This window comes from Streptomyces blastmyceticus (assembly GCF_039521185.1).
Classification (GTDB): domain Bacteria; phylum Actinomycetota; class Actinomycetes; order Streptomycetales; family Streptomycetaceae; genus Streptomyces; species Streptomyces blastmyceticus.
The window spans coordinates 17,558-38,672 of record NZ_BAAABW010000008.1 but is presented as its reverse complement, the minus strand read 5'-3'; the positions used below and the strand labels follow the sequence as shown (position 1 = coordinate 38,672).

Here is a 21,115-nt window from a genome sequence, read left to right as displayed (position 1 = left end):
GTCGCGCCCGGACGGGTCAATGCCGGTGGCGGGGCACGGGCGGAGCGCTGAACGTTGAGCCCGTGGGTGCCCGGCCCACCACCGTCTTGGAGGCTCTCGACATGCCCGATGTAACCGGCCCGTACGCACCCGGCACCCCCTGCTGGGTCGACCTCATGGTGCCCGACCAGCAGGCGGCCCTGGACTTCTACCGCGACCTCTTCGGCTGGCAGGGCGAGGTCGGACCGCCGGAGACCGGCGGCTACGCAGTCTGCACGCTGAGGGGCAAGCCGGTGGCCGGCATCATGACCGCGACGTCGCCCGACGGCGGGCCGACCCCGCCGACCGTGTGGACCACCTATCTCGCGACCGCCGACGTGGACGCCACCGAGAAGAAGGTCGCCAAGGCGGGCGGCACGGTGATGATGCCGGCGACGGACGTGATGACGCTCGGCCGGATGTCCCTCATCTCCGACCCGACCGACGCCGTGGTCGGGCTGTGGCAGGCCAAGGACTTCCCCGGCGCGGGCGTCGTCAACGAGCACGGCGCGCTGATCTGGAACGAGCTCGACACCAGCGACACCGGCGCCGCCACCGCCTTCCTCTCCGCAGCCCTGGGCATCCAGGCGGCGCCCATGGAGGGCGCGGACGGCTACTTCGCGCTCAACGTCGACGGGCGGACCGTCGGCGGGATGCAGGGGCTCGACAAGCTCCCGGAGGGCGTGCCCTCGCACTGGCTGGCGTACTTCTCGGTCGACGACACCGACAGCACGGTCGACGCCCTGATCCGCGCGGGCGGCAACGTCCTCGTGCCGCCGTTCGACATGATGGCGGGCCGGATGTCCGTGGTGCAGGACCCGCAGGGCGGCACGTTCGCCGTCATCAACGCGACCGGGCCCCAGCCCGCCTGACCCGGGGCGCGCCGGACGTCACTTGTCGGCGGCGGTGACTTTCTCGTCGTTCCTGAGCTGGTCGAAGAGCTGCTTGGCCTTGGCCGTGTCCCACTTGACCGCCACGCCGTCGCTCCGCGTGGGGAGGTTGGGGTTGGAGATCGGCACGGTCAGCTGCTTGCCGTCGCCGCCGGTGACGCCCTTCATCGACCAGAACATCGACATCAGGTCCGTCAGCCCCATGTCCTTGTCGACGACGAGCGTGTCCAGCCCGGAGCCGATGACGGGGTAGAGGCGGAAGGGGTTGAGGACCGTCGACGGCGAGGCCGCCTGCTTGGCGAGGGTGTTCAGGAACTTCTGCTGATTGCGCATCCGCCCCAGGTCCTGGTCGGCCTCCTGGTGGCGCTGGCGCACGAACGCGAGCGACTGCGTGCCGTTGAGCGTCTGGCAGCCCGCCTTGAAGTCCGCGCCCGAGTCGCGGTCCTTCACCGGCTTGTCCAGACACATGTCGACACCACCGAGTGCGTCGACCAGATTGCGGAAACCGCCGAAGCCGATTTCCGCGTAGTGGTCGATATGCAGTCCGGTGTTGTACTCGATGGTCTGCGCCAGCAGCTCCGCCCCACCGTCCGAATACGCCTCGTTGAGCTTGTGCGTGGACGCGGGGAACTGCTTGCCGGACTGCGGCCCGGTGAAGGCGGGGATCGTGACGTACGAGTCACGGGGCAGGCTCAGCATCGTGGTGCCGTTGTCACCGGTGTGCAGGATCATCATCGAGTCGGTGCGCTTGCCGTCCGCGGACCCGGTGTGGAGGTCCTTCTTGTCCTGCTCGGACAGGCCCTCGCGGCTGTCGGAACCGACGATCAGGTAGTTCGTGCCCTTCCCGCCCGAGGGGCGGTCCTTCACCTTGCTCAGGTCGACCTCGCGGCGCATCTTCGAGTCGGCCCAGAAGTACGTGCTGACGGAGACGGCCAGCAGCAGCACGACGAACGCGATCAGCCCGACCGTGATCCGCTTGCGCCAGTTCGGCGGGCTGGTCCGGCCGCCGCGGCCGCCCGGCCCCTGGCTGCCACCGCCGCCGGTGCCGCGGTCCGGGCCCACCGGGCCGCCGTGTCCGTAGACCTGGCCCGTGTTGTAGCCGTCGCCGGGACGGGCCGCCGGGGTCGGGGGAGTGCCCGCGCCGCCGGAGTTCTGGCCGGGTACGGGCCGGTACTGGCGCGGCGGGGCGTCACGGCGGACATGCGGCATGGCGCGGACGCCCTCCGGCTCGGCGCTCGCGCTGCCGCGTCCGTACCGGTCCTGCCGCTCGTCGGTCCGCCCTTCGGGCCAATCACTCATGAGACCGAGTGTGCCCGCCCGTCCCGCCGACAGGCGGGGCGCTACATGATCGGGGCAGGGCTGTTGCAGAGCTGATGCAAATCCGGTCCTCGGATGCGCCCGGGCATACAGTGGTGGACATGACCATTCAGGACCCGGATCTGGAATCGGACATACCGGGTAAGCCGACGTCCGCTTCACGCACGACCCTCTCCCACATCATGACCGCGGGTGACACCAACCTCCTCGGCACCGTCCACGGTGGCGTGATCATGAAACTGGTGGACGACGTCGCCGGCGCGGTCGCGGGCCGCCACTCCGGTGGCCCCGCCGTCACCGCCTCGATGGACGAGATGGCCTTCCTCGAACCGGTCAAGGTCGGCGACCTCGTTCATGTGCAAGCACAGGTCAACTGGACGGGCCGCAGCTCCATGGAGGTCGGCGTGCGGGTGATGGCGGAGCGCTGGAACGAGTCCACGCCCGCGGTCCAGGTCGGCAGCGCGTATCTGGTCTTCGCCGCGGTCGACGAGGGCGGCAAGCCGCGGCGGGTGCCGCCGGTCGAGCCGGAGACGGAGCGGGACCGGCGGCGGTATCAGGAGGCGCAGATCCGCCGCACGCACCGGTTGGCCCGCCGCCGGGCGATCATGGACCTCCGGGAGTCCCGCAACGCGGAAGGTCTGGCCGACTAGGCCTCTGTGGTCGGTGGGTGCGGGGCTCCGCCCCGGACCCCGAACGCGGCTGCGCCGCGTGTCCTCAAACTCCCCCAGCTACCGCTGGGAGGTGCCCCCAACGGGCTTGGTTTTGGCTGATGCGGGCCGGAAACGGTCCGCACTTGCCCGCGCCGAGGCCGAAAATCAAGCCCGGCCGGCGTTTGAGGCCGCTCGCCGCAGGCGCAACGGCGCTCAGGGGCAGGCGGCCCGGTCGCCCGTCATCACCTCCGGTCCTCCCTGGGGCACGCGCAAGCGGACCGCGTGGACCGATGTGAAGTCCGTGCCCAGGGTGACCCGCATCACCGGGCCCTGGCCAGGCGCGGGGCGGAGTTCGGCCATGGGGAGCGCCGCCGCGAGGGAGCGGACCGAGCGGTCCCAGTGCGGGTCGTAGGAGATCACCGTGCGCGCCTGGGCCGGGCCCGTGCCCGCGTCCGCCGGCAGTCCCGTCGTGCTGAAGCCTGTCGCGCGCAGCGCCAGGTCCGTGGCGCGCGCCAGCCCCTGGCGCCCGCTGCCGTTGAAGACCTGCACCCGGACCTCCGGGGGCGCCACCTCCACCGGCGTCGGAGCGTCCTGCTGCCGGGCCTGGCCCTTCGCGTCGTGGACCCGGGACGGCGCGCGCGGGGTGAGCGGCCGGTCGTCGCGCAGGGCCTGGAAGAGCCTGGCTGAGGCGGCCTCGTCCCACTTCACGGTCGAGCCGACGCGCGGCACCGGGAAATTCGCGGAGGCGATCGGCACCGAGAGGAATTCGGTGGCGGCGGGCTTCAGGTTCCGCATGGCCTGTCCCAGCCCGATCAGCTCGTCGCTGTCGAGGCTGCGGTCGGCCCGCACCGAGTCGAGCAGTGTGCCGACGACCTGCTGGAACATCACGGGGTGCACCAGCATCCCGCTCTCGGAGACCCGGTGCAGCAGCGAGGCGAGGAAGCGCTGCTGCCGCTGCATCCGGCCCAGGTCGGCGGCGCCGTCGAGGTGGCGGGAGCGCACGTACTCCAGGGCCTGGCCGCCGTTGAGGGTGCTGGTGCCCACCGGCAGGTTCAGCCCGCTGAAGGGGTCCTGGAGCGGCCGGTCCGTGCACAGCCGTACGCCGCCCACCTCGTCGACGGTCTTCATGAAGCTGGTGAAGTCGACCTCCAGATAGTGATCGATGTGGACGCCGGTGAGGTGCTCCACGGTCCGCACGGTCAGCCCGGGCCCGCCCTCCGCGTAGGCCGCGTTCAGCTTCTGCACATGCGCGGGGTGCGGGCGTCCGGCGTCGTCCAGGTGGTCGGGGATCTCGCTGTAGGTGTCGCGCGGCAGGCTGACCACGGTGGCCCGGTCGTGGTCCGCGGCGAGGTGCACCAGCATCACCGTGTCGGTGCAGTGACAGGGCGAGCCGCCCAGGTGGTAGAGCCTGCGCTCCTCCTGCGTGATCCGGTCCCGGGAGTCCGTGCCGACGACCAGCAGATTGGTCCCCTGGCCGGTCACCGGCCGGTCCGACAGCCCGCGGAAGACGTCGACCCGGCCGATGCCGCGGTCGATCCCGCTGACGACGGCGTGCCCGACGCCCGCGGTGCCGAGGATCACCGCCGCCGCGCCCGCGGCGACGCGCAGCCCCCAGCGTGGTCGGCGCGGGGCGCCGTGGCGCGGTCCGTTCGGGCGGGGCGTGCGGGCCGGTGCGGTCATTCCGAGACCTCCGCGACGGAACGGGATCAGGGGCAGGCCTGGGGCGGGCCAGGACGGGCAACGGTAGGTCAATACGATCAAAGGGCCGTGCCCCCACGCCGTTCGGGTCACCCGGCCACCCGGCCGGAGAACGCCGGTGTCCGCCATTGGCGGTAACGTGACCGACGATTCCGCCGACCCCGGCCCAGCCGGGTGGGTGACCCCCGTACCCCCGAGGAACCATGCCCGAACAGCAGCCGCCCGCCGTTTCCGTGATCATGCCGGTGCTCAACGAGGAGCGGCACCTGCGCACCTCCGTGCGGCACATCCTGGAGCAGGAGTACGCCGGGGAGCTGGAGGTCGTGATCGCCCTCGGCCCCTCCACGGACCGTACGGACGAGATCGCCGCCGAGCTCGTACGGGAAGACCCCCGCGTCCACACCGTGCCGAACCCCACCGGCCGGACGCCCGCCGCCCTCAACGCCGCGATCAAGGCGTCGCGCCACCCGGTCGTGGTGCGCGTCGACGGGCACGGCATGCTCTCGCCGGACTACATCGCCACGGCCGTGCGCCTGCTGGACGAGACCGGCGCGCAGAACGTCGGCGGCATCATGCACGCCGAGGGCGAGAACGCCTGGGAGACGGCCGTCGCCGCCGCCATGACGTCGAAGATCGGCGTGGGCAACGCGGCCTTCCACACCGGCGGCGCGGCCGCGCCCGCCGAGACCGTCTACCTGGGGGTGTTCCGGCGCGAGGCGCTGGAGCAGCAGGGCGGCTACAACGAGGAGTTCATCCGTGCCCAGGACTGGGAGCTGAACTTCCGCATCCGTGAGGCCGGGGGCCTGATCTGGTTCTCCCCGGAGCTCAAGGTCTCCTACCGGCCGCGCCCGTCGGTGAAGGCGCTGGCCAAGCAGTACAAGGACTACGGCCGCTGGCGGCACGTCGTCGCCCGCTACCACCAGGGCTCGATCAACCTGCGCTACCTCGCGGCGCCGACCGCCGTCGTGGCCATCGCCGCGGGCGTCGTCGCGGGCGCGACGGTCAGCCCGTGGGCCCTGGTCGTGCCCGGCGGCTATCTGGCCGCCATCGTGGCGGGCTCGGTCCCGGCGGGCAAGGGGCTGCCGCTCAAGGCGCGGGCGCAGATCCCGGTGGCGCTGGCGACCATGCACATGTCGTGGGGCTACGGCTTCCTGACCAGCCCGCGCTCCCTGGCGAAGAAGGTCATCGCCAGCCGCCGCCCGGCGGTCCGCAACGGCTGACCGGCCGCGCGGCCGCGGGGACCGGCATCCGCTCGCCGGCCCCCGCGGCCACGGTCAGATCTGCTCCCCCGAGAGCAGCGGCTCGAAGGAGCGGTAGGCGGCGTAGTTCCTGAAGTGCCGGGCATAGAGCTCGGAGCCGTCGGTGAGGCGCTCGTCGAGGACCTCACCGACGTCGACCACGTGCCGCAGCCGCCAGGTGATCAGCTCGCCGCGCTCGTTCTCGTAGCTCGTCTCCAGGGCCTTGCCGTGCGCGGCGGCCTTCTCGCGCGCCTGCGCCTCGCTCTGTGCCGTCACCAGGACGAAGCTCTCCTGGTAGAGCGGTACGTGGTCCTCGGCGTCGGACGAGGACTGGCACAGCAGGACTGCGATGTAAGTGCTCATGTTCCCGCGCTATTTCTTGAAGCGGTTGTCGTTCAGGAGCTTCCAGGCGGTGTTGCACGAGCGCTCCCGGCAGCCCTTGAGGTAGCCGAGGGTGTCGCCGTAGTGCTGTCCCGGGAACACCGACCGGATGGAGCCCTTGCGGCAGCGGGAGATGAAGTTGTTGGCGATCTCCCCCAGGTTCTCGTTCGCCACGCAGACGTCGCCGAAATAGCGCTCCGGGGCCACGTGCCCGGTGGTCGCCCCCGCCGTAGCGGGGAGGCCGGCCACCGCGCCGCCCGCGAGGACGACGGCCAGCACGCCACGGGTCAGGAGCGCGCGTACGGAGGCACGGCCTCCCTTGGGGTGGGTGCGCATCGGATCAGCAGCCCGCCATCTTCTCGTAGGCGATCCAGACCTCGCCCTTGTTGTTGAGGCTGACGTTCCCGGTCTTGTGCAGCCCGGTGTACTTCCCGCGGTACTTCCTGAGCTCCCCGACGGGTGACTCCAGCGTCATATAGGGGGAGTCGGGCTTCCAGTCCCCGGAGAACTTCGCGTAGACCCCGTCGGTCCCGTCGGTGCCGCTCGCCCAGCAGGCGCGCGAGCCGGAGTACAGCACGAGGTTGCCGTCGTACTGCATCTCCAGCCGGTGGCCGCTGTTCTGCAGGCAGTGGCCGGGGATGAGCCTGTCGGTGAAGGACGTGCCGTCGTTACGGCACCCCTCCTGCACCCGGACGCTGTGAACGGCCTCCGAAGGGGCGGCCGTTGCCTGTCCTGTCACCGTCGCGAGGGCTGCCAGCAGGTTCACCGCGGTGAGTACGCAGACCCGGGAGACGTTCCTCATGCATGCTGCCTTTCGTGAGCGCTTGTGAGCCACAGGCGCAGACGGTATCGGCAGTGCTACGTGAAGTCACCGGAATCGCGGATCTCTCACCCGTCACACGTACGCTCAGAAACGGTTCAGCGAGTTGACCTTCATGCAGGCCGAGGTGTCGTTGCCGTTGAGCGGGTCCGCGCTCTCGGGGGCCTTGTTGTCGCCGTCCTTCTTCTTGCCCTTGTCGCCGGACTTGTCGCCGGACTTGTCGCCGGACGGGCCGCCGTCGCTCTTGTCGCTGCCGCTCTTGTCGGAGGCGCCGTCCTTCTTGTCGTCCGCGCCGGCGTCGGCCCGGTCCTTCGGGTAGGCCGTGCCCGAGCGCCAGTCGGAGCCGATGACCAGGGTCAGCTCCTCGACCGCCGTGGACATGCGCAGCGCGCTGTCCGGCAGCCCGAGGGCCTTGGCCACGGCCTCGGCGTCACCGCGCTGGGACGCCTTGGAGTAGCTCAGCGTCGTGTCGAGCTGCGACCGGGGCGTGGAGTCGGCGCTCGCCTTGGCGAAGCCCTGCCCGACGAGGAACGCGGCGATGTCGCTGCCCCGGCCGGTGGCCACGGGCTGGGCCGCGGTGCCCGTGCCGTTGAAGACGGTCACCGGGATGTTGCCCTTGGGCGCGGCGGGCGTCGACGGGGAGGACTTGGGGTCCTTCTTCTTGTCCTTGCCGTCGAGCGCGATGTCGTTGCGCACGAGCGAGAACAGCTTGTCCGCGTCGCCGGCCTTGGGGACGACGTGGGCGTCCGGGTCCTGCGGGTCGGAGGCCCACGGCATGGTCGTCATGGTGATCCGGCCGGACGGCACCTGCTTGAGCTCCTCGGCCAGGTCGTAGAGCTTCTTGACCGAGCCGAGGTCCTTGTCGACCGTCAGCGCCTTGGTGGCGGACTCGGCGAGCCCGGTGAGCTGGCCCGGGTCGCTGAGCTTGGTGCCGGACTTCAGCTGGCGGACCATCGCGTTCATGTACATGTGCTGGGCGTGCGTACGGCCTATGTCGCTGCCGTCCTCGAAGCCGTGGCGGGTGCGCAGCCACTGGAGGGCCTGCTCGCCCTTGACCTTGTGCTCGCCCTTGGTCAGCCGCAGCCCGGACTTGTCGTCGTAGACGTTGTTGTCGACGCACACGGGGACGCCGCCGACGGCGTCGGCCATGCTCACCACGCCCGAGAAGTCGATCATCATGAAGTGGTCGATGGGGATGCCGGTGAGCTCTTCCCAGGTGGCGACCGTGCAGCCCGGACCGCCGTTCATCAGGCTGGTGTTGATGATCTGGCTGCTGGTCTCGCGGTAGACCTTCCCGTCCTCCGGGTCGGTGCACTTGGGGATCGTCGTGCGGGTGTCGCGCGGGACGCTGATGACCGACATGTTGCTGCGGTCCGCCGAGACGTGCACCAGCATCTGGACGTCGGCGAGCGGCTTGCGGTCCGCGTCCTCGCGGGCGCCGCCGAGCGCGACGTTCTCGGGGGTGTTGCGGCTGTCCGAGCCCAGCACGAGGATGTTCAGCGGGCGCTGGCCCTCGGCGTTGGCGGCGCTCCGGTCGAGCCGCTTGTCACCGAGGTTGAGCGCGTCCTTCTTGAGGTTGCCGTTGAGGTGCTGGTAGTAGAAGTAGCCCGCGGCGGAGACGCCGAGGACCAGGACCGCGAGGCAGAGCGCGGTCCAGCGGGCTATTCGGGCGGCGCGGGCGCGGCGGGACGGGGTCTCCTCGGCGGCACCCTTTTTGCCGGGCTTCCCGGCGGGCGCGCCCTTCTTGCCCCCGCCGTCACGGGCTCCCGGGACGCGGCCGCGCGAGCGCGGCCCCCGCACACTGCTCTGCCGCATCGGGCCTCCCCTGAATGGTGCTTCCGGCCCGATGGGCAGGCATGCCGTCTCTCGTAGCGCTGTGCGCGCGGAACGCTCCGCGCGCACGGCCGGGCCACGCGTCCCACAGGAGGGTGGCCCTACCTGTGAGATGCGTGTGTGCCACGCCTAGGTTCACTTGGCGCAGATGTTCTTGTCGTCCGCTTCGACCTTTTGGATGCCCTCCGGCGCCTTTTCGGGCGCTGCGGGCGCGGTGACCGGGGTGCCCGCGGCCTTGAAGTCGGCGCCGAGCGTGAGCGTCATCTCCGCCATCGGGCCCGCGTCGGCCTTGGTCTCCTTGAGGGCGTCGGCGGAAAGACCCATGGCGTCGGCGAGCCTGCGCGCCTGGTCGGCCTGGTTGGGCGCGAACTCCAGCACGGTCGTGTCGATCTTCTTGCCGCCGGGCGCGTTGCCGCCGTTGCTGGTGCGCGTCATGCCCTTGGAGTTCTGCATCCAGGCGACGGCCTCCTGGGCGGCGCCGATCCGGCCGCTGCCGTTGAGCACCTTGGCGCGGACGTTGACCGGCTCGGCCTTGGGGCCCTTGAGCAGCGCCTGCTGCTTGGCGTCCTGGGCGTCCTGGGCCTTCTTCTCCTTCTCCTTGACCTCGGTCAGGGAGACGTCCTGCTTGACCATGGCCAGCAGCGGGTCGGCCTTGGCCTTGTCCAGGATGACGGTCTTGCGGGTCTTGCCGTCGGCCGGGTTGTCGAGGACCGGCAGGGTCGCGAAGGTGATGTTCTTGATGTTGACGCGGCTGAGGTCCTTCGCCAGCTTGGTCAGGTCGCTGACCGAGCCTATGCCGGTGTCGACGGTGAGCGACTTGGTCGCCGCGTCACCGAGGTCGTAGAGCTTCTTGGGGTTGGAGAAGGTGTCCCCGGACTTCATCTTCCGGATCATCGAACTCAGGAACTGCTGCTGGAGCTTGATGCGGTCCAGGTCGCTCTCGAAGCCGACGCTGTGCCGGGTGCGTACGAACGCGAGCGCGTCCTCGCCCTGGATGTCGTGCCGGCCCTTGCTGAGCTTCAGGTGCGACTTGGGGTCGTCGATGTCCTTGCCCAGGCACACCTCGACGCCGCCGACGGCGCTGGAGAGCTGCTTGACGGCGTTGAAGTCGGCCATCATGAAGTGACTGACCTTCAGGCCGGTGAGCTGCTCGACGGTCCGCCAGGTGCAGCCGGGGTCGCGGTCCTCCTGGCCCAGGCTCTCGTTGAAGCGGACGCCCTTGGAGCCGGGGATGGCCTTGGTCTTGCCGTCCTGCTTGGTCGTGCACTCCGGGATGTCGGTGATCATGTCGCGCGGGATGGAGATCGCGGTGGCGTTGGAGCGGTCCTCGGAGACGTGGAACAGCAGCGTGGTGTCGGCGTGGCCGACGCTGCCGTCGTCGCCGTAGCCCTCGTTGCCCTTGCCCGAGCGCTTGTCCGTGCCGATGACGAGGATGTTCACCGGGCCCTTGATGACGGCGGCGTTGTCCACGCCGACGTCGACCTTGCTGAGGTTGCCGTTGAAGTGCTCGTAGAGCAGATACGCGCCCAGCGAGCCGCCGACCAGGACGAAGGCGAGCGTGCCGCCCGTCCAGAGCAGGACCTTCTTCTTCGCGGTCTTCTTCGGCTTGGGCCGGCGCCGGCCGGTGGCCGGTTTGGATCCGCCCTTGCGGCCGCCGCCGTCGCCGCGCTGACCGGGCAGCGGACGCCGGCCGGGCTCCGCCTTGGGCGCCTTGGGCCCCGGTCGTGCGACGGAGGGAGTGCCGGAGGGCGCGGGGGAGGGGCCCGCGGAGGGGACGAAGGAACTCGTGGCGGATGGTGGGGTGGTGAGTGCGGAGGGGGGCGAACCCTGCCCGGAGGCCTGATCAGACCCCTCGGCGTGTTCGAGACGCAGCTCGTAGCTGCCGGTTTTGGGGTCGAAGACCCACTGGTCGGCGGGGTCGATGCCGCCCGCCCGCCCACGGCCTTGCGCGTCCACGGTCGCTTGAATCCTCCGTCGGTGCCACGCGGCGCCTGCCCCCCGAGGCGCTCGGTCACGTCGTCTTGCAGTGCGCGATCAGCCCGGCCGTGCGCACCGGATCGCTCACACTATCCGCCCAGTTCAGCGTCGAGCGACGCCGGTGACAAATTCCACTCCCCTACAACTGGGCAATCTGCCCAATCCTTTCGCCGACGCGAAAAATCCGATCATGCGTTTCGGGGTATTCATCCGCAGATGCCGCGTGCGGCGGTGGTTCCCTCGTACGTGGGCGGCGCGGTGGGCGAGGGGGAGGGCGAGGAGGACGTGCCGGGAGAGCCCGTCGGGACGCCCGGATCGGTGGGCGCCTGGGACCCGCCGGGCACCTCCGGCGCCCCGGGGACGTCCGGTCCCGCGGTCCCCTCCGGCCCCCCGGGCTCCTCGGCGCGGGCGCGCCGGGCGGGCCCGCCGCCGGGCTTGCTGTCCGCCGGGCGGACGTTTGCGCTGACCGACACCGGCTTGTCCGCCCGCAGTTGCTCGAAGAGCTGGTCCGCGTCCGGCTGTACGAGCTCGTCGCGGTCCGTGTTGTACGGATACGGGCGGCGCGGGACCGTCAGGAACTGCACCCGGTCGCTGGGGATGCCCCGCACCGTGCGCACCAGGTCGTACAGCTTCCGCAGCGAGCCGAGCCCGGCGTCCGTGGTGAGCGAGGAGGTCGCCGCGTCGAGCACCGGATAGAGCCGCGTCGGGTTCAGCAGCACGCCGTCGCTCTGCATCTCGTTGAACAGCGCGCCCAGGAACGCCTGCTGTCGGCCCATCCGCTCCGTGTCGCTGCCGTTGCCGAGGCTGTAGCGGGCGCGGACGAAGCCCAGCGCCTGCTCCCCGTGCAGGACCTGACGGCCCGAAGGCAGCTTCAGATGCGCCTCCCGGTCGTCGATGGGCTGCTTGAGGCATACCTCGACCCCGTCGACGGCGTCCACCAGCCGCTTGAAGCCGTTGAAGTCCACGACCACATGGTGGGTGATCCGGATGTGGCTGATGTTCTCGACGGTACGGATCGTGCAGGCCGGGCCCGCGAGCTCGAAGGCCCAGTTGAACTGGGCGAACCGCTCGTTCGTCTGGCTGCCGTCCGGCCTGCGGCAGCTGGGGATCCTCGCCATCAGGTCGCGCGGCAGGCTGACCGCGGTCGCGCTGTGCCGGTCGGCGGAGACGTGCAGCAGGATCGTGGTGTCCGAGCGCTGGGTGCCGCTGTCCTCGCCGTACTGGCCGTTGCCGGGGCCGCCCCGGGTGTCGGAGCCGATGATCAGGATGTTCTGCGCCCCGGCCACCAGGGCCGTCGGGCGCTCCCGCTCGTACTGCGCGAGCTCGTTCGCCGTGTCCGTGTCGGTGCGGATGTTGCTGTTGAGCCGCTCGTAGAGCACCCAGCCCAGCGCGACCACGGCGAGCGTCAGCACGGCCAGGGCCAGCGCCAGCCAGCGCAGCCAGCGGCGCTTGCGCCGGGGCGCGGGGGAGGGAGCGTCGGTGCCGTGGTCCACAGCTGCGTCCCTCCCTCACGGGGTGGTACGTGCCTCCGTCGGGGCCTTTCCGTGCGGTGCCGGCGGTACCCGCTGCCGGCGCGTACCCCCGATCATCGCGCGGTCGCGGCGATGCGGCAGCGTCAGAGGGCCGTCACGGTGACGCGCTCGCTCTCCCGGCGCTTCTCCAGGCCGCCGCCGGAGAGCCGGTCGAGGTTGCGGCACAGCACCACGGACCCACCGGCCGCGAGCGGTGCGAACAGCCCGGCCGAGAGGCCGTCCCAGGTGGCGTACGGCAGGCCGGACAGCATCCGCGAGCCCGCGCCCAGCCCGTGCTGGAAGGCGTCCGTGCGCGCCCGCTCGACCAGCTGGGCCCCCGTCAGCTCCAGGCCGTCCACGGCGAGCGCGGGGGCGTCCGGGTCCACGGGGGCGTACGGGGCGAACCGGTCGCCCTGGCTGGGCACCTCGACGGCGTAGTCGGCGAAGCCCGCCGGCGGCTGGGGGAACCGGCCGCCCAACGGGCGCAGGGCCAGCGCCACGCGCTCCCCTGAGCAGGCGCGCGCCTCCTCCAGGGTGTCCGGGCCGCTCACGACGAGGTCCGCGGCCGCCGGGTCGCCGCCCACGTCGGCCACCACGCCGACCGAGGAGCAGGCGAGCAGCCAGACGGCCGTCTGCCAGTGGGCGGGCAGCAGCAGCGCGAGCCGGTCGCCGGGCTCGGCGGAGAGCTCGCCCTGGAGCAGATTGGCGGTCTTCGCCACCCAATTGGCGAAGGTGGCCACGGACAGTTCCACGCGCTCGCCGGTGGCGTCGTCGTAGAAGGTCACGAGCGGGCGGGCCGGGTCCGCGGCGAGCGCGGAACGCAGCAGGTCGGCGGGGGTGCGATCGGTGGCGTTCATCGCCGCCAGGGTACGCGGCACGGCCGCTGACGGGCAGTCGGGAGAGCGCCGCGCGCACCGCCGCGGGGGCCGACTGGCCGTCACTTCCCGGCCCTCTTGAATGGACAGACTTATCGGCATATGTCCAGGATTTCTGTCATGCGTGGAATCCTTGTCTCCTCGACGGTCACCTGCGCCGCCGCCCTCACCCTGCCCTTCCTGGCCACCTCGTCGGGGGCCACCCCTTCGGGCGCCTCCTCCGGTGCGACCTCGTCCACCGGTGCCCCGAACTCCGTCCCCGGCTCGACACAGTCCGTGCCGCTGATCCGCCTCGGCGGCAGCGACCGGGCGCGCACCAACGGCCCCGCCGAACAAGGCGTGCCCCAGCGCGAGGTCAAGCCCTTCTCCCTGATCGGCATCGTGTGGGACGACGCCGCCGCCGAGCTCCGCGGCCGCGCCCAGGTGCGCACCCGCGCCGTGGGCAGCCGGGACTGGTCCGGCTGGCAGGACGTCCAGACCCACGACGACGACCGCCCCGACCTCGACTCCCACGAGGCGCGGAACGGACGGCTGCGCGGCTCCACCGCGCCGCTGTGGGTCGGCGCCTCCGACGCCATCCAGCTCCGCGTCCGCCCCGACGTCGCGACCGAACGCACGCCCGAGGGCCGCGCCCTGCCCGCGGGCATGCGCCTCGAACTCGTCGACCCCGGCGCCGCCCCGGCCCACCACTCCCGCCGGGTCCCCGTCGTGCCACCGGGCACCGACGAGGAACGCGCCAGCTCCGCCGCCAACGCCCCGCTCGCCCCGCTCGGCGCCACCGAGATCCCCGCCGCCGGCCGGAACGCCGCGCGGTCCGACATCGCCGCCACCGGCACCGGCCGCGTCAAAATGCCCTCGGACGAGCCCGAGGGCGACAGCGACAACGACGACTCCAGTGACTGGGGCGACAGCGACGACGAGGGCGACCTCTCCGGCCCCCGGGTCAGCGTGGACCCCGACGACGGCTACGACCAGGGCGACACCTCGGACTCCGACCAGGGATCCGCCCCCGACGGCCGCTTCACCGCCTCCCGCCCGCGCATCGTCACCCGGGCAGGCTGGGGCGCCGACGAAGGCCTGCGCGAGCGCGCCTTCGCGTACACCAAGACCGTGAAGGCCGCCTTCGTCCACCACACGGCCTCCGGCAACAACTACAGCTGCTCCGAGTCCGCATCCGTCATTCGTGGTATCTACCGCTACCACGTGGTGAGCAGCGGCTGGCGCGACATCGGCTACAACTTCCTCGTCGACAAGTGCGGCACGATCTACGAAGGCCGCGCCGGTGGCGTGGCGAAGCCGGTCATGGGTGCTCACACCCTCGGTTTCAACACCAACAGCATGGGCATCGCCGTTCTCGGAACCTTCGCCAGCTCCAGCCCGCCCAACGCGGCGGTGAACGCCCTGTCCTCCCTCGCCGCATGGAAACTCGGTCTGTTCGGCGTCAACCCGCGCGGCACCGCGACCCTGGTGTCCGGCGGCGGAAACCTGTTCAAGAAGGGAACGTCCGTCAAGCTCAAGGCCATCTCCGGACACCGTGACGGCTACGCCACGGAGTGCCCCGGCGACCGGCTCTACAGCAGGCTCGGGACGACCCGCTCGGCCGCCGCCCGCCTGCAGGGCCGCTGACCGGGGGCGGGAGCCGCCCGCCGGTCTGCATAAACTGGCCGCCGTTCCAAGGCCCGGCCCCAGCAGGAAGCAGAGACGACAAGGTGACTGAAGCGATCCTCCTGGTGGGCGGCAAGGGGACCCGGCTGCGCCCCCTGACGATGAACACGCCGAAACCCATGGTCCCGGCGGCGGGCGTCCCGTTCCTGACCCACCAGCTGGCGCGCGCCCGCGCCGCCGGGGTCGAGCACGTCGTGCTCGCCACGTCCTATCTGGCCGAGGTCTTCGAGCCGTACTTCGGCGACGGCTCCGCCCTCGGCCTCCACCTGGAGTACGTCACCGAGGTGGAGCCGCTCGGCACCGGCGGAGCCATCCGCAACGTCGCCTCCCGGCTCCGCTCGGCGCCGGACGAGCCCGTGCTGATCTTCAACGGCGACATCCTCACCGGCCTCGACATCGAGGCACTGGTCGACACCCACCGCACCACCGGCGCGGACGTCTCGCTGCACCTGACGCGGGTCGAGGACCCCCGCGCCTTCGGCCTGGTGCCCACCGACGCCACCGGCCGGGTGACGGCCTTCCTTGAGAAGCCGCAGACGCCCGAGGAGATCGTCACCGACCAGATCAACGCGGGCGCGTACGTCTTCAACCGCTCGGTGATCGACTCCATCCCCGCGGACCGGCCCGTCTCGGTCGAGCGCGAGACCTTCCCCGGGCTGCTCGCGGCGGGCGCGCACCTCCAGGGCATGGTCGACTCCACGTACTGGCTCGACCTGGGCACGCCCCAGGCCTTCGTACGGGGCTCCGCGGACCTGGTCCTCGGCAGGGCACCCTCCCCGGCCGTGCCGGGCCGCTGCGGCGACCGGCTCGTCCTGGACACCGCCGAGGTCGCCCCGGACGCCAAGCTCACGGGCGGCACCGTGATCGGCGCCGGGGCCGTCGTGGAACCGGGCGCGCGGGTCGACGGCAGCACCGTCCTCGACGGCGCGGTCATCGAGGCGGGCGCGCAGGTGCGCGACTCGCTGGTGGGCGCGGGGGCGCGGATCGGGGCGCGTACGGTCCTGGAGGGCGCCGTCATCGGTGACGGTGCCCACGTCGGCGCGGACAACGAGCTGCGGGCGGGCGCGCGGATCTGGTGTGAGGCGCAGATCCCGCCGGCGTCGATCAGGTTCTCCTCGGACCAGTAGCGCCGCACCGTCCGGGTGAATTCCGGTCGGCGGGATCTGCCGCCCGCCAACCGGATGCAAGCCCTCCGGTTGTCGGTCCGCCGACGTACGCTGGCCGGATGGCGACGCGCACCTGGGTCCCGCCGGGCCCGTACGACCTGGGACGCACCCTCGGCGTCCTCGCGCGCGGCCCCGGCGACCCGTCCTACCGGGTCGCGCCGGACGGCTCCGTGTGGCGGGCGAGCCGCACCCCGGACGGTCCCGGCACGCTCCATGTGACCGCGCGCGCCGACGGCGTCCACGGTGAGGCATGGGGCCCCGGCGCGGACTGGCTGCTGGACCACCTCCCGGCCCTCCTCGGCGGCACGGACGACCCCGGCGCCTTCGTCCCCCGCCACCGCCTCCTCCACGAGGCACACCGCCGCCACCCCGGCCTCCGGCTGGCCCGCACGGGGCTGGTCCTGGAGTCACTGATCCCCTCGGTCCTGGAACAGAAGGTCACCAGCGACGAGGCGTACCGCGCCTGGCGCCTCCTCCTCCAGCGCCACGGCGAACCCGCCCCCGGAGCTCCGTCCGGCATGCGCGTCATGCCCGACCCCAGGGGCTGGGCCCTGCTCCCCTCCTGGGAGTGGCACCGCGCGGGCGTGGACGGCAAGCGCGCCGCGACGATCGTCCGGGCCGCGCGCGCGGCCTCCCGCCTGGAGGAGGCCGCGACCATGGACGAACCGACGGCCACCGCCCGCCTCCGGGCGATCCCCGGCATCGGCCCCTGGACAGCGGCGGAAACGCTCCAGCGCAGCAACGGCGCGAGCGACACGGTGACGACCGGCGACCTGCACCTGCCGAAGATCGTCGGCTACGCGCTGACGGGCGCGCGCGACGCGGACGACGCGACGATGCTCGACCTCCTGACCCCGTACGAGGGCCAACGCCACCGCGCGTGCCGCCTCATCCTGCTCACAGGCATCACCCCGCCTCGCAGGGCACCTCGCTTCGCGGTGGGGGACATCAGGGGGTGGTGAGGAGCCCCCCAGACCCCCGGGTGCGCAATTTCAGCCCGTCCGGCGTTTGAGGACGCGGCCGCAGGCCGCTCCCGCCGCAGGCGGCAACGGCGCGCCACCCCAGCCCGCCCAAACCTCACCGCACCTCGATGAACTCCGCCGCCGACCGCCCAGGTCGCTCGCGCGGCGGAGCCGCCGCCCGCCCCACAGCCACCGCCCCCATCGGATCCCACCCCGCCGGCAAGGACAGCACCGACCGCACGACATCCGCGCAGAACATCGTCGACGAGACCCACGCGGACCCCAGCCGCTCCCCGGCGAGCGCCACCAGGAAGTTCTGGACGGCGGCCCCGGCGGCCACCACGAACATCTCCCGCTCGGCCGCGTTGCGCCGCGCGTCCGGATACGTGTGGGAGCCGTCCATGACGAGGCACGGCACCACCAGATAGGGCGCCTTGCGCAGCACGTCGCCGCGCCGCACCCGCTTGGCGATGCTCTCCTCGCCGAAGCCGTCGCCGCGCAGGTCGGAGATCCAGGCGTCGCGCATGGCGTCGAGCAGCCGCACGCGCGAGGCCTCGGACTCCAGCAGGACGAACCGCCAGGGGGTCGTGTGGTGCGGGGCGGGCGCGGTGACGGCGGCGGCGACGGCGCGCCGCACGGCGCCCGGGTCGACGGGGTCGTCGGTGAACTCGCGGATGGTGCGCCGCAGTGTCACCGCTTCCCGTACGGCCTCGGAGGTCCCCAGCCGGAACATGTCGTCGGCGGGGGCACGGACGAGCGCCCGGGCCCCCTCCTCGACACCGGAATCAACACCGGAATCGGCATCGGAATCGGCACCGGCCACCACATGCGCCAGCCCCCGCACCACGGCCACCGGAAGCCCCGCGGTCTTGCCCTTGACGAGGTCACCGGCCGCGGCCAGCTCGTCTCCGGTGGCCACCGTCGTCACGTTCAGGGGGTTGCCGTGGGCGTCCAGGCCGCCGCGCAGGTCGTCGAGGACGCGCACGCCGGCCGCGCCGATGGCGACATCGGTCAGCCCGGTGCGCCAGGGTCGGCCGAAGGTGTCGGTGATGACGACGCCGACCTCCACGCCCAGCGCGTCCCTGAGCCCGTCCCGCAGCGCGCGGGCGGAGGCGTCGGGGTCCTCGGGCAGCAGCAGTATCGTGCCGGCCTCGGTGTTCGACGCGTCGACGCCGGCGGCGGCCATGACCAGCCCGAGCCGCGTCTCGACGATGCGGAGGGCGCCGCGCCGGGCCACGACCCGTACGGCCTCGGCGTCGATCGCGGCCTCGCGGTCCGTGGCCCGGAGCATCCGCCCCTCGGCCTTGCTGACGATCTTCGAGGTGACGAGCAGGACATCGCCGTCGGCGAGGCCGGGCAGCCCCTCCGCACCGGCCGCGGCCGCGATGATCTTGGTGAGGTCGTCCCCGGCCCGCACCTCGGGGATGCCGGGCAGCGCCCACACCCGGTACGCCGGGACGCCGTCCCCCGGCAGGCCGGTCACGCGCGCACCTCCTCGGCGAGGGCCAGTGCCTGTGCGGCCATCCGGGCGGTGGCCTCGACGTCGGTCATCATCAGCGGGACGGACCGGCAGCGGATCCCGGCGGACTCGACCTCGGCCACGGCATCGGCGTCGACCGTGTCGACCAGCCAGCCGTCGATCAGGCCGGAACCGTAGTGCCGGGCGACGGCGGCGGCCGTGGACTCGACGCCGACGGCCTCCAGGACCTTGTCGGCCATGCCGCGCACGGGCGCGTTCCCGACGATGGGGGAGAGTCCCACGACGGGCGCCGCGGCGGACGCGACGGCCTCGCGGACGCCGGGCACGGCGAGGATCGTGCCGACGCTGACGACGGGGTTGGACGGCGGGAAGAGGATGACGTCGGCCGCGGCGATCGCCTCCAGTACGCCGGGCGCGGGCTTGGCCTCCTCCGCGCCGACGGGGACGATCGCGTGCGCGGGCGTGGCCGCGTGCAGCCGCACCCAGTACTCCTGGAAGTGGACGGCCTTGCGGCCCTCGCCGTCCGGGTCGTCGATCAGGACGTGGGTCTCGACGCGGTCGTCGCTCATCGGCAGCAGTCGCACACCGGGCTGCCAACGGCGGCACAGCGCCTCGGTGACGGCGCTGAGCGGATAGCCGGCGCCGAGCATCTGCGTACGGACGATGTGGGTGGCGAAGTCGCGGTCGCCGAGCCCGAACCACTCGGGCCCCACGCCGTAGGCCGCCAACTCCTCCTTCACCGCGAAGGATTCCCCGGCCCGGCCCCACCCCTGCTCCTCGTGGATGCCCCCGCCGAGGGTGTACATCACGGTGTCGAGGTCGGGACAGACCTTGAGCCCGAAGAGGTGGATGTCGTCTCCGGTGTTCCCGATGACGGTGATGTCCGCGTCGGGGACTGCTGACTTGAGGCCACGGAGGAAGCGGGCGCCCCCGATCCCGCCGGCCAGAACCACAATGCGCTGCTGCATGCGAGACAGTCTGTCAGCCCGTAGGGCTGCCCTTGAGGGGTGGTGGTCGGGTGACGGGTGGGCCTGTCAGCCGGGTCCGACATCCCGGATGGAGGGCGTCAGCGCGTACGACGTCCCAGGTAGGAGGGCGTCAGCCCCGTACGGCGTCCCGGTCCGTGGCGGGCAACACGGCCGATACGGGCCGCTGATGGCGCATCGGCATCTCCGTGAGGCCGGGGGAGTAGACGTGCAGGCTGACGGCCGGCCCGAGGGAGTCGTTGACGACCTCGTGCGCGTAGCCGGGCGCGAAGACGCGCTGCGCACCGGCGCGCAGCCGTCGCCGCGCGCCACCGTGGGCGCCGCTGCCCCAGCTGACCTCGGTGAGCTCCCCCTGAAGGACGGTCAGCACGCCGGAGGACGGCCCGTGGTCGTGCTGCCCGCTGCCCTGGCCGGGCACCCAGCTGAGCAGCCACACCTCATAGCCGGGACCGGTGCGCAGCCGGTGGTACCAGCGGCTCGTGGCGTCGTACTCCACGAGGTGCGCCCAGGAGGCGGTGTCGGCGGCGATGGAGCGGGCCAGCCCCGCGAACTCGGCGATGGTGGCGGGGTGGGCGGGGGCGGGCGGCATCAGGTGCGGGACGGCGAGCGGGTCGCCGGCGATCTGGACGTCGCTGTTCATGTGCGGGATTCCTCGGCGGGTGTGCTGGGGCTGCGCGGTGACATGCGGTGCGGGGACACGTGTGGACGTGTACGGGCGTGACGGCGCGGGCCCTGCGGACGGGTCGGGAAGGGCGAGCGGGGTGGAGCGGAGAGGAAAGCTCAGCCGGAGCTCAGGGCATCAACAGCTGGAACAGCGACAGCGTGCCTGCACGGCGCAGCGGGACCCGTAGTCACGGGTCAGGCTGAGTGCGGCGATCGCTGGCATGCCACCAAAGGTGACGGGCGCGACCGCGCTCTGTCAACCGGGTGTCCGTTTTGGGGCTAATCTTTCACCTCATCCGGTAACTGAGGGTGCTGAAAGGTTTGCGGCCCGAGGGTCGCGGACAGGTGGCGCACCAGTCGCGGCGGTAAACATGATTCGGCCGGACGGTGCAACGGGATTGCCGTGCGTGACGTCCTCTCCTTCAGGAGAGCGGCGGGGCTGTCGAGGCGGGCAGTTGGTTCTGTCCGGACTTGTAATGTTTTGGACACTTTCTGCTTGGCTTTGGTTCCGCAGAGTGAATAAGGGGCCCAATAGCAGATCTCGGCTTGACTGGCCCGGATCGGCACACTTGTAATTTCACCCGTGTTGTTCTGCCGCACTTGATGAAGGCAGCCTTGATGAAGGCAGCACGGGGACGCAAATGACAGACGAGGGGCGCACATGACCGAGCTGTTTCAGCAACTGCTGGTCGAGGAGGCGGACGAGGAGCTCGGCTGGCAGGAGCGCGCGCTGTGCGCTCAGACCGACCCCGAGTCCTTCTTCCCCGAGAAGGGCGGTTCCACGCGCGAGGCCAAGAAGGTCTGCCTCGCCTGCGAGGTCCGCTCGGAGTGCCTTGAATATGCCCTTGCCAATGACGAGCGCTTCGGCATCTGGGGAGGTTTGTCCGAGCGCGAGCGCCGCCGCCTCAAGAAAGCAGCGGTCTGATAGATCGGACAAACAGTTCTGCCGACGGTCTTATTGAAGACCGCCGGAGAGAAATAGCGC

General features: G+C 71.7%; 19 protein-coding genes. 7 read left to right on the top strand and 12 right to left on the bottom strand.

Annotated features, from left to right (window positions below; translation table 11 throughout):
• Positions 1-101: 101 nt before the first annotated feature.
• On the top strand, positions 102-890 hold the full coding sequence (locus ABD269_RS06445; RefSeq protein WP_344116894.1) for a VOC family protein: 789 nt from the start codon (positions 102-104) through the stop codon (positions 888-890).
• An 18-nt stretch (positions 891-908) separates the two neighbouring features.
• Here ABD269_RS06445 and ABD269_RS06440 read toward each other — a convergent pair whose 3' ends face one another.
• Complete coding sequence (locus ABD269_RS06440) at positions 909-2,207, bottom strand: LCP family protein (protein WP_344116893.1); 1,299 nt, start codon at positions 2,205-2,207, stop codon at positions 909-911.
• 119 nt (positions 2,208-2,326) lie between these two features.
• Between ABD269_RS06440 and ABD269_RS06435 the strand changes: the two genes are divergently transcribed.
• On the top strand, positions 2,327-2,875 hold the full coding sequence (locus ABD269_RS06435; RefSeq protein WP_301887022.1) for an acyl-CoA thioesterase: 549 nt from the start codon (positions 2,327-2,329) through the stop codon (positions 2,873-2,875).
• A 213-nt stretch (positions 2,876-3,088) separates the two neighbouring features.
• Here ABD269_RS06435 and ABD269_RS06430 read toward each other — a convergent pair whose 3' ends face one another.
• Positions 3,089-4,555 (bottom strand): LCP family protein, encoded by a 1,467-nt coding sequence (locus tag ABD269_RS06430; RefSeq protein ID WP_344116892.1) that lies wholly within the window; start codon positions 4,553-4,555, stop codon positions 3,089-3,091.
• A 221-nt stretch (positions 4,556-4,776) separates the two neighbouring features.
• Between ABD269_RS06430 and ABD269_RS06425 the strand changes: the two genes are divergently transcribed.
• Entirely contained in the window at positions 4,777-5,793 is a 1,017-nt protein-coding gene (locus tag ABD269_RS06425; protein ID WP_301887024.1) for a glycosyltransferase family 2 protein, read from the top strand.
• A gap of 54 nt (positions 5,794-5,847) precedes the next feature.
• On the opposite strand, the gene ABD269_RS06420 is transcribed toward ABD269_RS06425, so the two are convergent.
• From ABD269_RS06420 to ABD269_RS06390, 7 genes are all read right to left on the bottom strand, one after another.
• Complete coding sequence (locus ABD269_RS06420) at positions 5,848-6,174, bottom strand: DUF4288 domain-containing protein (RefSeq protein WP_344116891.1); 327 nt, start codon at positions 6,172-6,174, stop codon at positions 5,848-5,850.
• A 9-nt stretch (positions 6,175-6,183) separates the two neighbouring features.
• Positions 6,184-6,528: a hypothetical protein gene (locus ABD269_RS06415; RefSeq protein WP_344116890.1), complete on the bottom strand. Its 345-nt coding sequence runs from the start codon at positions 6,526-6,528 to the stop codon at positions 6,184-6,186.
• 4 nt (positions 6,529-6,532) lie between these two features.
• Positions 6,533-6,994 (bottom strand): hypothetical protein, encoded by a 462-nt coding sequence (locus tag ABD269_RS06410; protein ID WP_344116889.1) that lies wholly within the window; start codon positions 6,992-6,994, stop codon positions 6,533-6,535.
• A 105-nt stretch (positions 6,995-7,099) separates the two neighbouring features.
• Positions 7,100-8,827 carry an LCP family protein gene (locus ABD269_RS06405; RefSeq protein ID WP_344116888.1) on the bottom strand — a complete coding sequence of 576 codons (1,728 nt, stop codon included), beginning with the start codon at positions 8,825-8,827 and terminating at the stop codon, positions 7,100-7,102.
• A gap of 153 nt (positions 8,828-8,980) precedes the next feature.
• Complete coding sequence (locus ABD269_RS06400) at positions 8,981-10,801, bottom strand: LCP family protein (RefSeq protein ID WP_344116887.1); 1,821 nt, start codon at positions 10,799-10,801, stop codon at positions 8,981-8,983.
• A 227-nt stretch (positions 10,802-11,028) separates the two neighbouring features.
• A complete protein-coding gene (locus ABD269_RS06395) occupies positions 11,029-12,315 on the bottom strand; it encodes an LCP family protein (protein WP_344116886.1) in 1,287 nt (428 codons plus the stop codon).
• A 122-nt stretch (positions 12,316-12,437) separates the two neighbouring features.
• The gene (locus ABD269_RS06390; protein WP_344116885.1) at positions 12,438-13,190 is read right to left on the bottom strand and encodes a TIGR03089 family protein; all 753 of its coding nucleotides are present in this window, start codon (positions 13,188-13,190) and stop codon (positions 12,438-12,440) included.
• Between the two features lie 138 nt (positions 13,191-13,328).
• Here ABD269_RS06390 and ABD269_RS06385 point away from each other — a divergent pair, with 138 nt between their 5' ends.
• The 3 genes from ABD269_RS06385 (at position 13,329) to ABD269_RS06375 (ending at position 17,001) form a co-directional block, all read left to right on the top strand.
• Positions 13,329-14,834: a peptidoglycan recognition protein family protein gene (locus tag ABD269_RS06385; RefSeq protein ID WP_301887033.1), complete on the top strand. Its 1,506-nt coding sequence runs from the start codon at positions 13,329-13,331 to the stop codon at positions 14,832-14,834.
• Positions 14,835-14,917: 83 nt separating this feature from the next.
• On the top strand, positions 14,918-16,000 hold the full coding sequence (manB, locus tag ABD269_RS06380; RefSeq protein WP_301887034.1) for a mannose-1-phosphate guanylyltransferase: 1,083 nt from the start codon (positions 14,918-14,920) through the stop codon (positions 15,998-16,000).
• A gap of 98 nt (positions 16,001-16,098) precedes the next feature.
• Positions 16,099-17,001, top strand: coding sequence for a DNA-3-methyladenine glycosylase family protein (locus ABD269_RS06375; RefSeq protein ID WP_344116884.1), 903 nt, complete (start codon positions 16,099-16,101; stop codon positions 16,999-17,001).
• A gap of 115 nt (positions 17,002-17,116) precedes the next feature.
• On the opposite strand, the gene ABD269_RS06370 is transcribed toward ABD269_RS06375, so the two are convergent.
• The 3 genes from ABD269_RS06370 to ABD269_RS06360 all read right to left on the bottom strand — a co-directional run bounded on the left by ABD269_RS06370 (position 17,117) and on the right by ABD269_RS06360 (position 20,107).
• Positions 17,117-18,475: a coenzyme F420-0:L-glutamate ligase gene (locus tag ABD269_RS06370; RefSeq protein WP_425572855.1), complete on the bottom strand. Its 1,359-nt coding sequence runs from the start codon at positions 18,473-18,475 to the stop codon at positions 17,117-17,119.
• Between the two features lie 5 nt (positions 18,476-18,480).
• Positions 18,481-19,449, bottom strand: coding sequence for a 2-phospho-L-lactate transferase (gene cofD, locus ABD269_RS06365; protein ID WP_344116882.1), 969 nt, complete (start codon positions 19,447-19,449; stop codon positions 18,481-18,483).
• Between the two features lie 130 nt (positions 19,450-19,579).
• A complete protein-coding gene (locus ABD269_RS06360; RefSeq protein ID WP_344116881.1) occupies positions 19,580-20,107 on the bottom strand; it encodes a cysteine dioxygenase in 528 nt (175 codons plus the stop codon).
• Between the two features lie 684 nt (positions 20,108-20,791).
• Between ABD269_RS06360 and ABD269_RS06355 the strand changes: the two genes are divergently transcribed.
• Entirely contained in the window at positions 20,792-21,055 is a 264-nt protein-coding gene (locus tag ABD269_RS06355) for a WhiB family transcriptional regulator (RefSeq protein WP_004952403.1), read from the top strand.
• Positions 21,056-21,115 lie beyond the last annotated feature (60 nt).

Coding starts and splice junctions, on each gene's coding strand:
- ABD269_RS06405 (WP_344116888.1), bottom strand. CDS start 8,827: ATGCGGCAGAGCAGTGTGCGGGGGCCGCGCTCGCGCGGCCGCGTCCCG.
- ABD269_RS06385 (WP_301887033.1), top strand. CDS start 13,329: ATGCGTGGAATCCTTGTCTCCTCGACGGTCACCTGCGCCGCCGCCCTC.
- ABD269_RS06440 (WP_344116893.1), bottom strand. CDS start 2,207: ATGAGTGATTGGCCCGAAGGGCGGACCGACGAGCGGCAGGACCGGTAC.
- ABD269_RS06410 (WP_344116889.1), bottom strand. CDS start 6,994: ATGAGGAACGTCTCCCGGGTCTGCGTACTCACCGCGGTGAACCTGCTG.
- ABD269_RS06375 (WP_344116884.1), top strand. CDS start 16,099: ATGGCGACGCGCACCTGGGTCCCGCCGGGCCCGTACGACCTGGGACGC.
- ABD269_RS06430 (WP_344116892.1), bottom strand. CDS start 4,555: ATGACCGCACCGGCCCGCACGCCCCGCCCGAACGGACCGCGCCACGGC.
- ABD269_RS06435 (WP_301887022.1), top strand. CDS start 2,327: ATGACCATTCAGGACCCGGATCTGGAATCGGACATACCGGGTAAGCCG.
- cofD (WP_344116882.1), bottom strand. CDS start 19,449: ATGCAGCAGCGCATTGTGGTTCTGGCCGGCGGGATCGGGGGCGCCCGC.
- ABD269_RS06425 (WP_301887024.1), top strand. CDS start 4,777: ATGCCCGAACAGCAGCCGCCCGCCGTTTCCGTGATCATGCCGGTGCTC.
- ABD269_RS06415 (WP_344116890.1), bottom strand. CDS start 6,528: ATGCGCACCCACCCCAAGGGAGGCCGTGCCTCCGTACGCGCGCTCCTG.
- ABD269_RS06445 (WP_344116894.1), top strand. CDS start 102: ATGCCCGATGTAACCGGCCCGTACGCACCCGGCACCCCCTGCTGGGTC.
- ABD269_RS06420 (WP_344116891.1), bottom strand. CDS start 6,174: ATGAGCACTTACATCGCAGTCCTGCTGTGCCAGTCCTCGTCCGACGCC.
- ABD269_RS06355 (WP_004952403.1), top strand. CDS start 20,792: ATGACCGAGCTGTTTCAGCAACTGCTGGTCGAGGAGGCGGACGAGGAG.
- ABD269_RS06360 (WP_344116881.1), bottom strand. CDS start 20,107: ATGAACAGCGACGTCCAGATCGCCGGCGACCCGCTCGCCGTCCCGCAC.
- ABD269_RS06390 (WP_344116885.1), bottom strand. CDS start 13,190: ATGAACGCCACCGATCGCACCCCCGCCGACCTGCTGCGTTCCGCGCTC.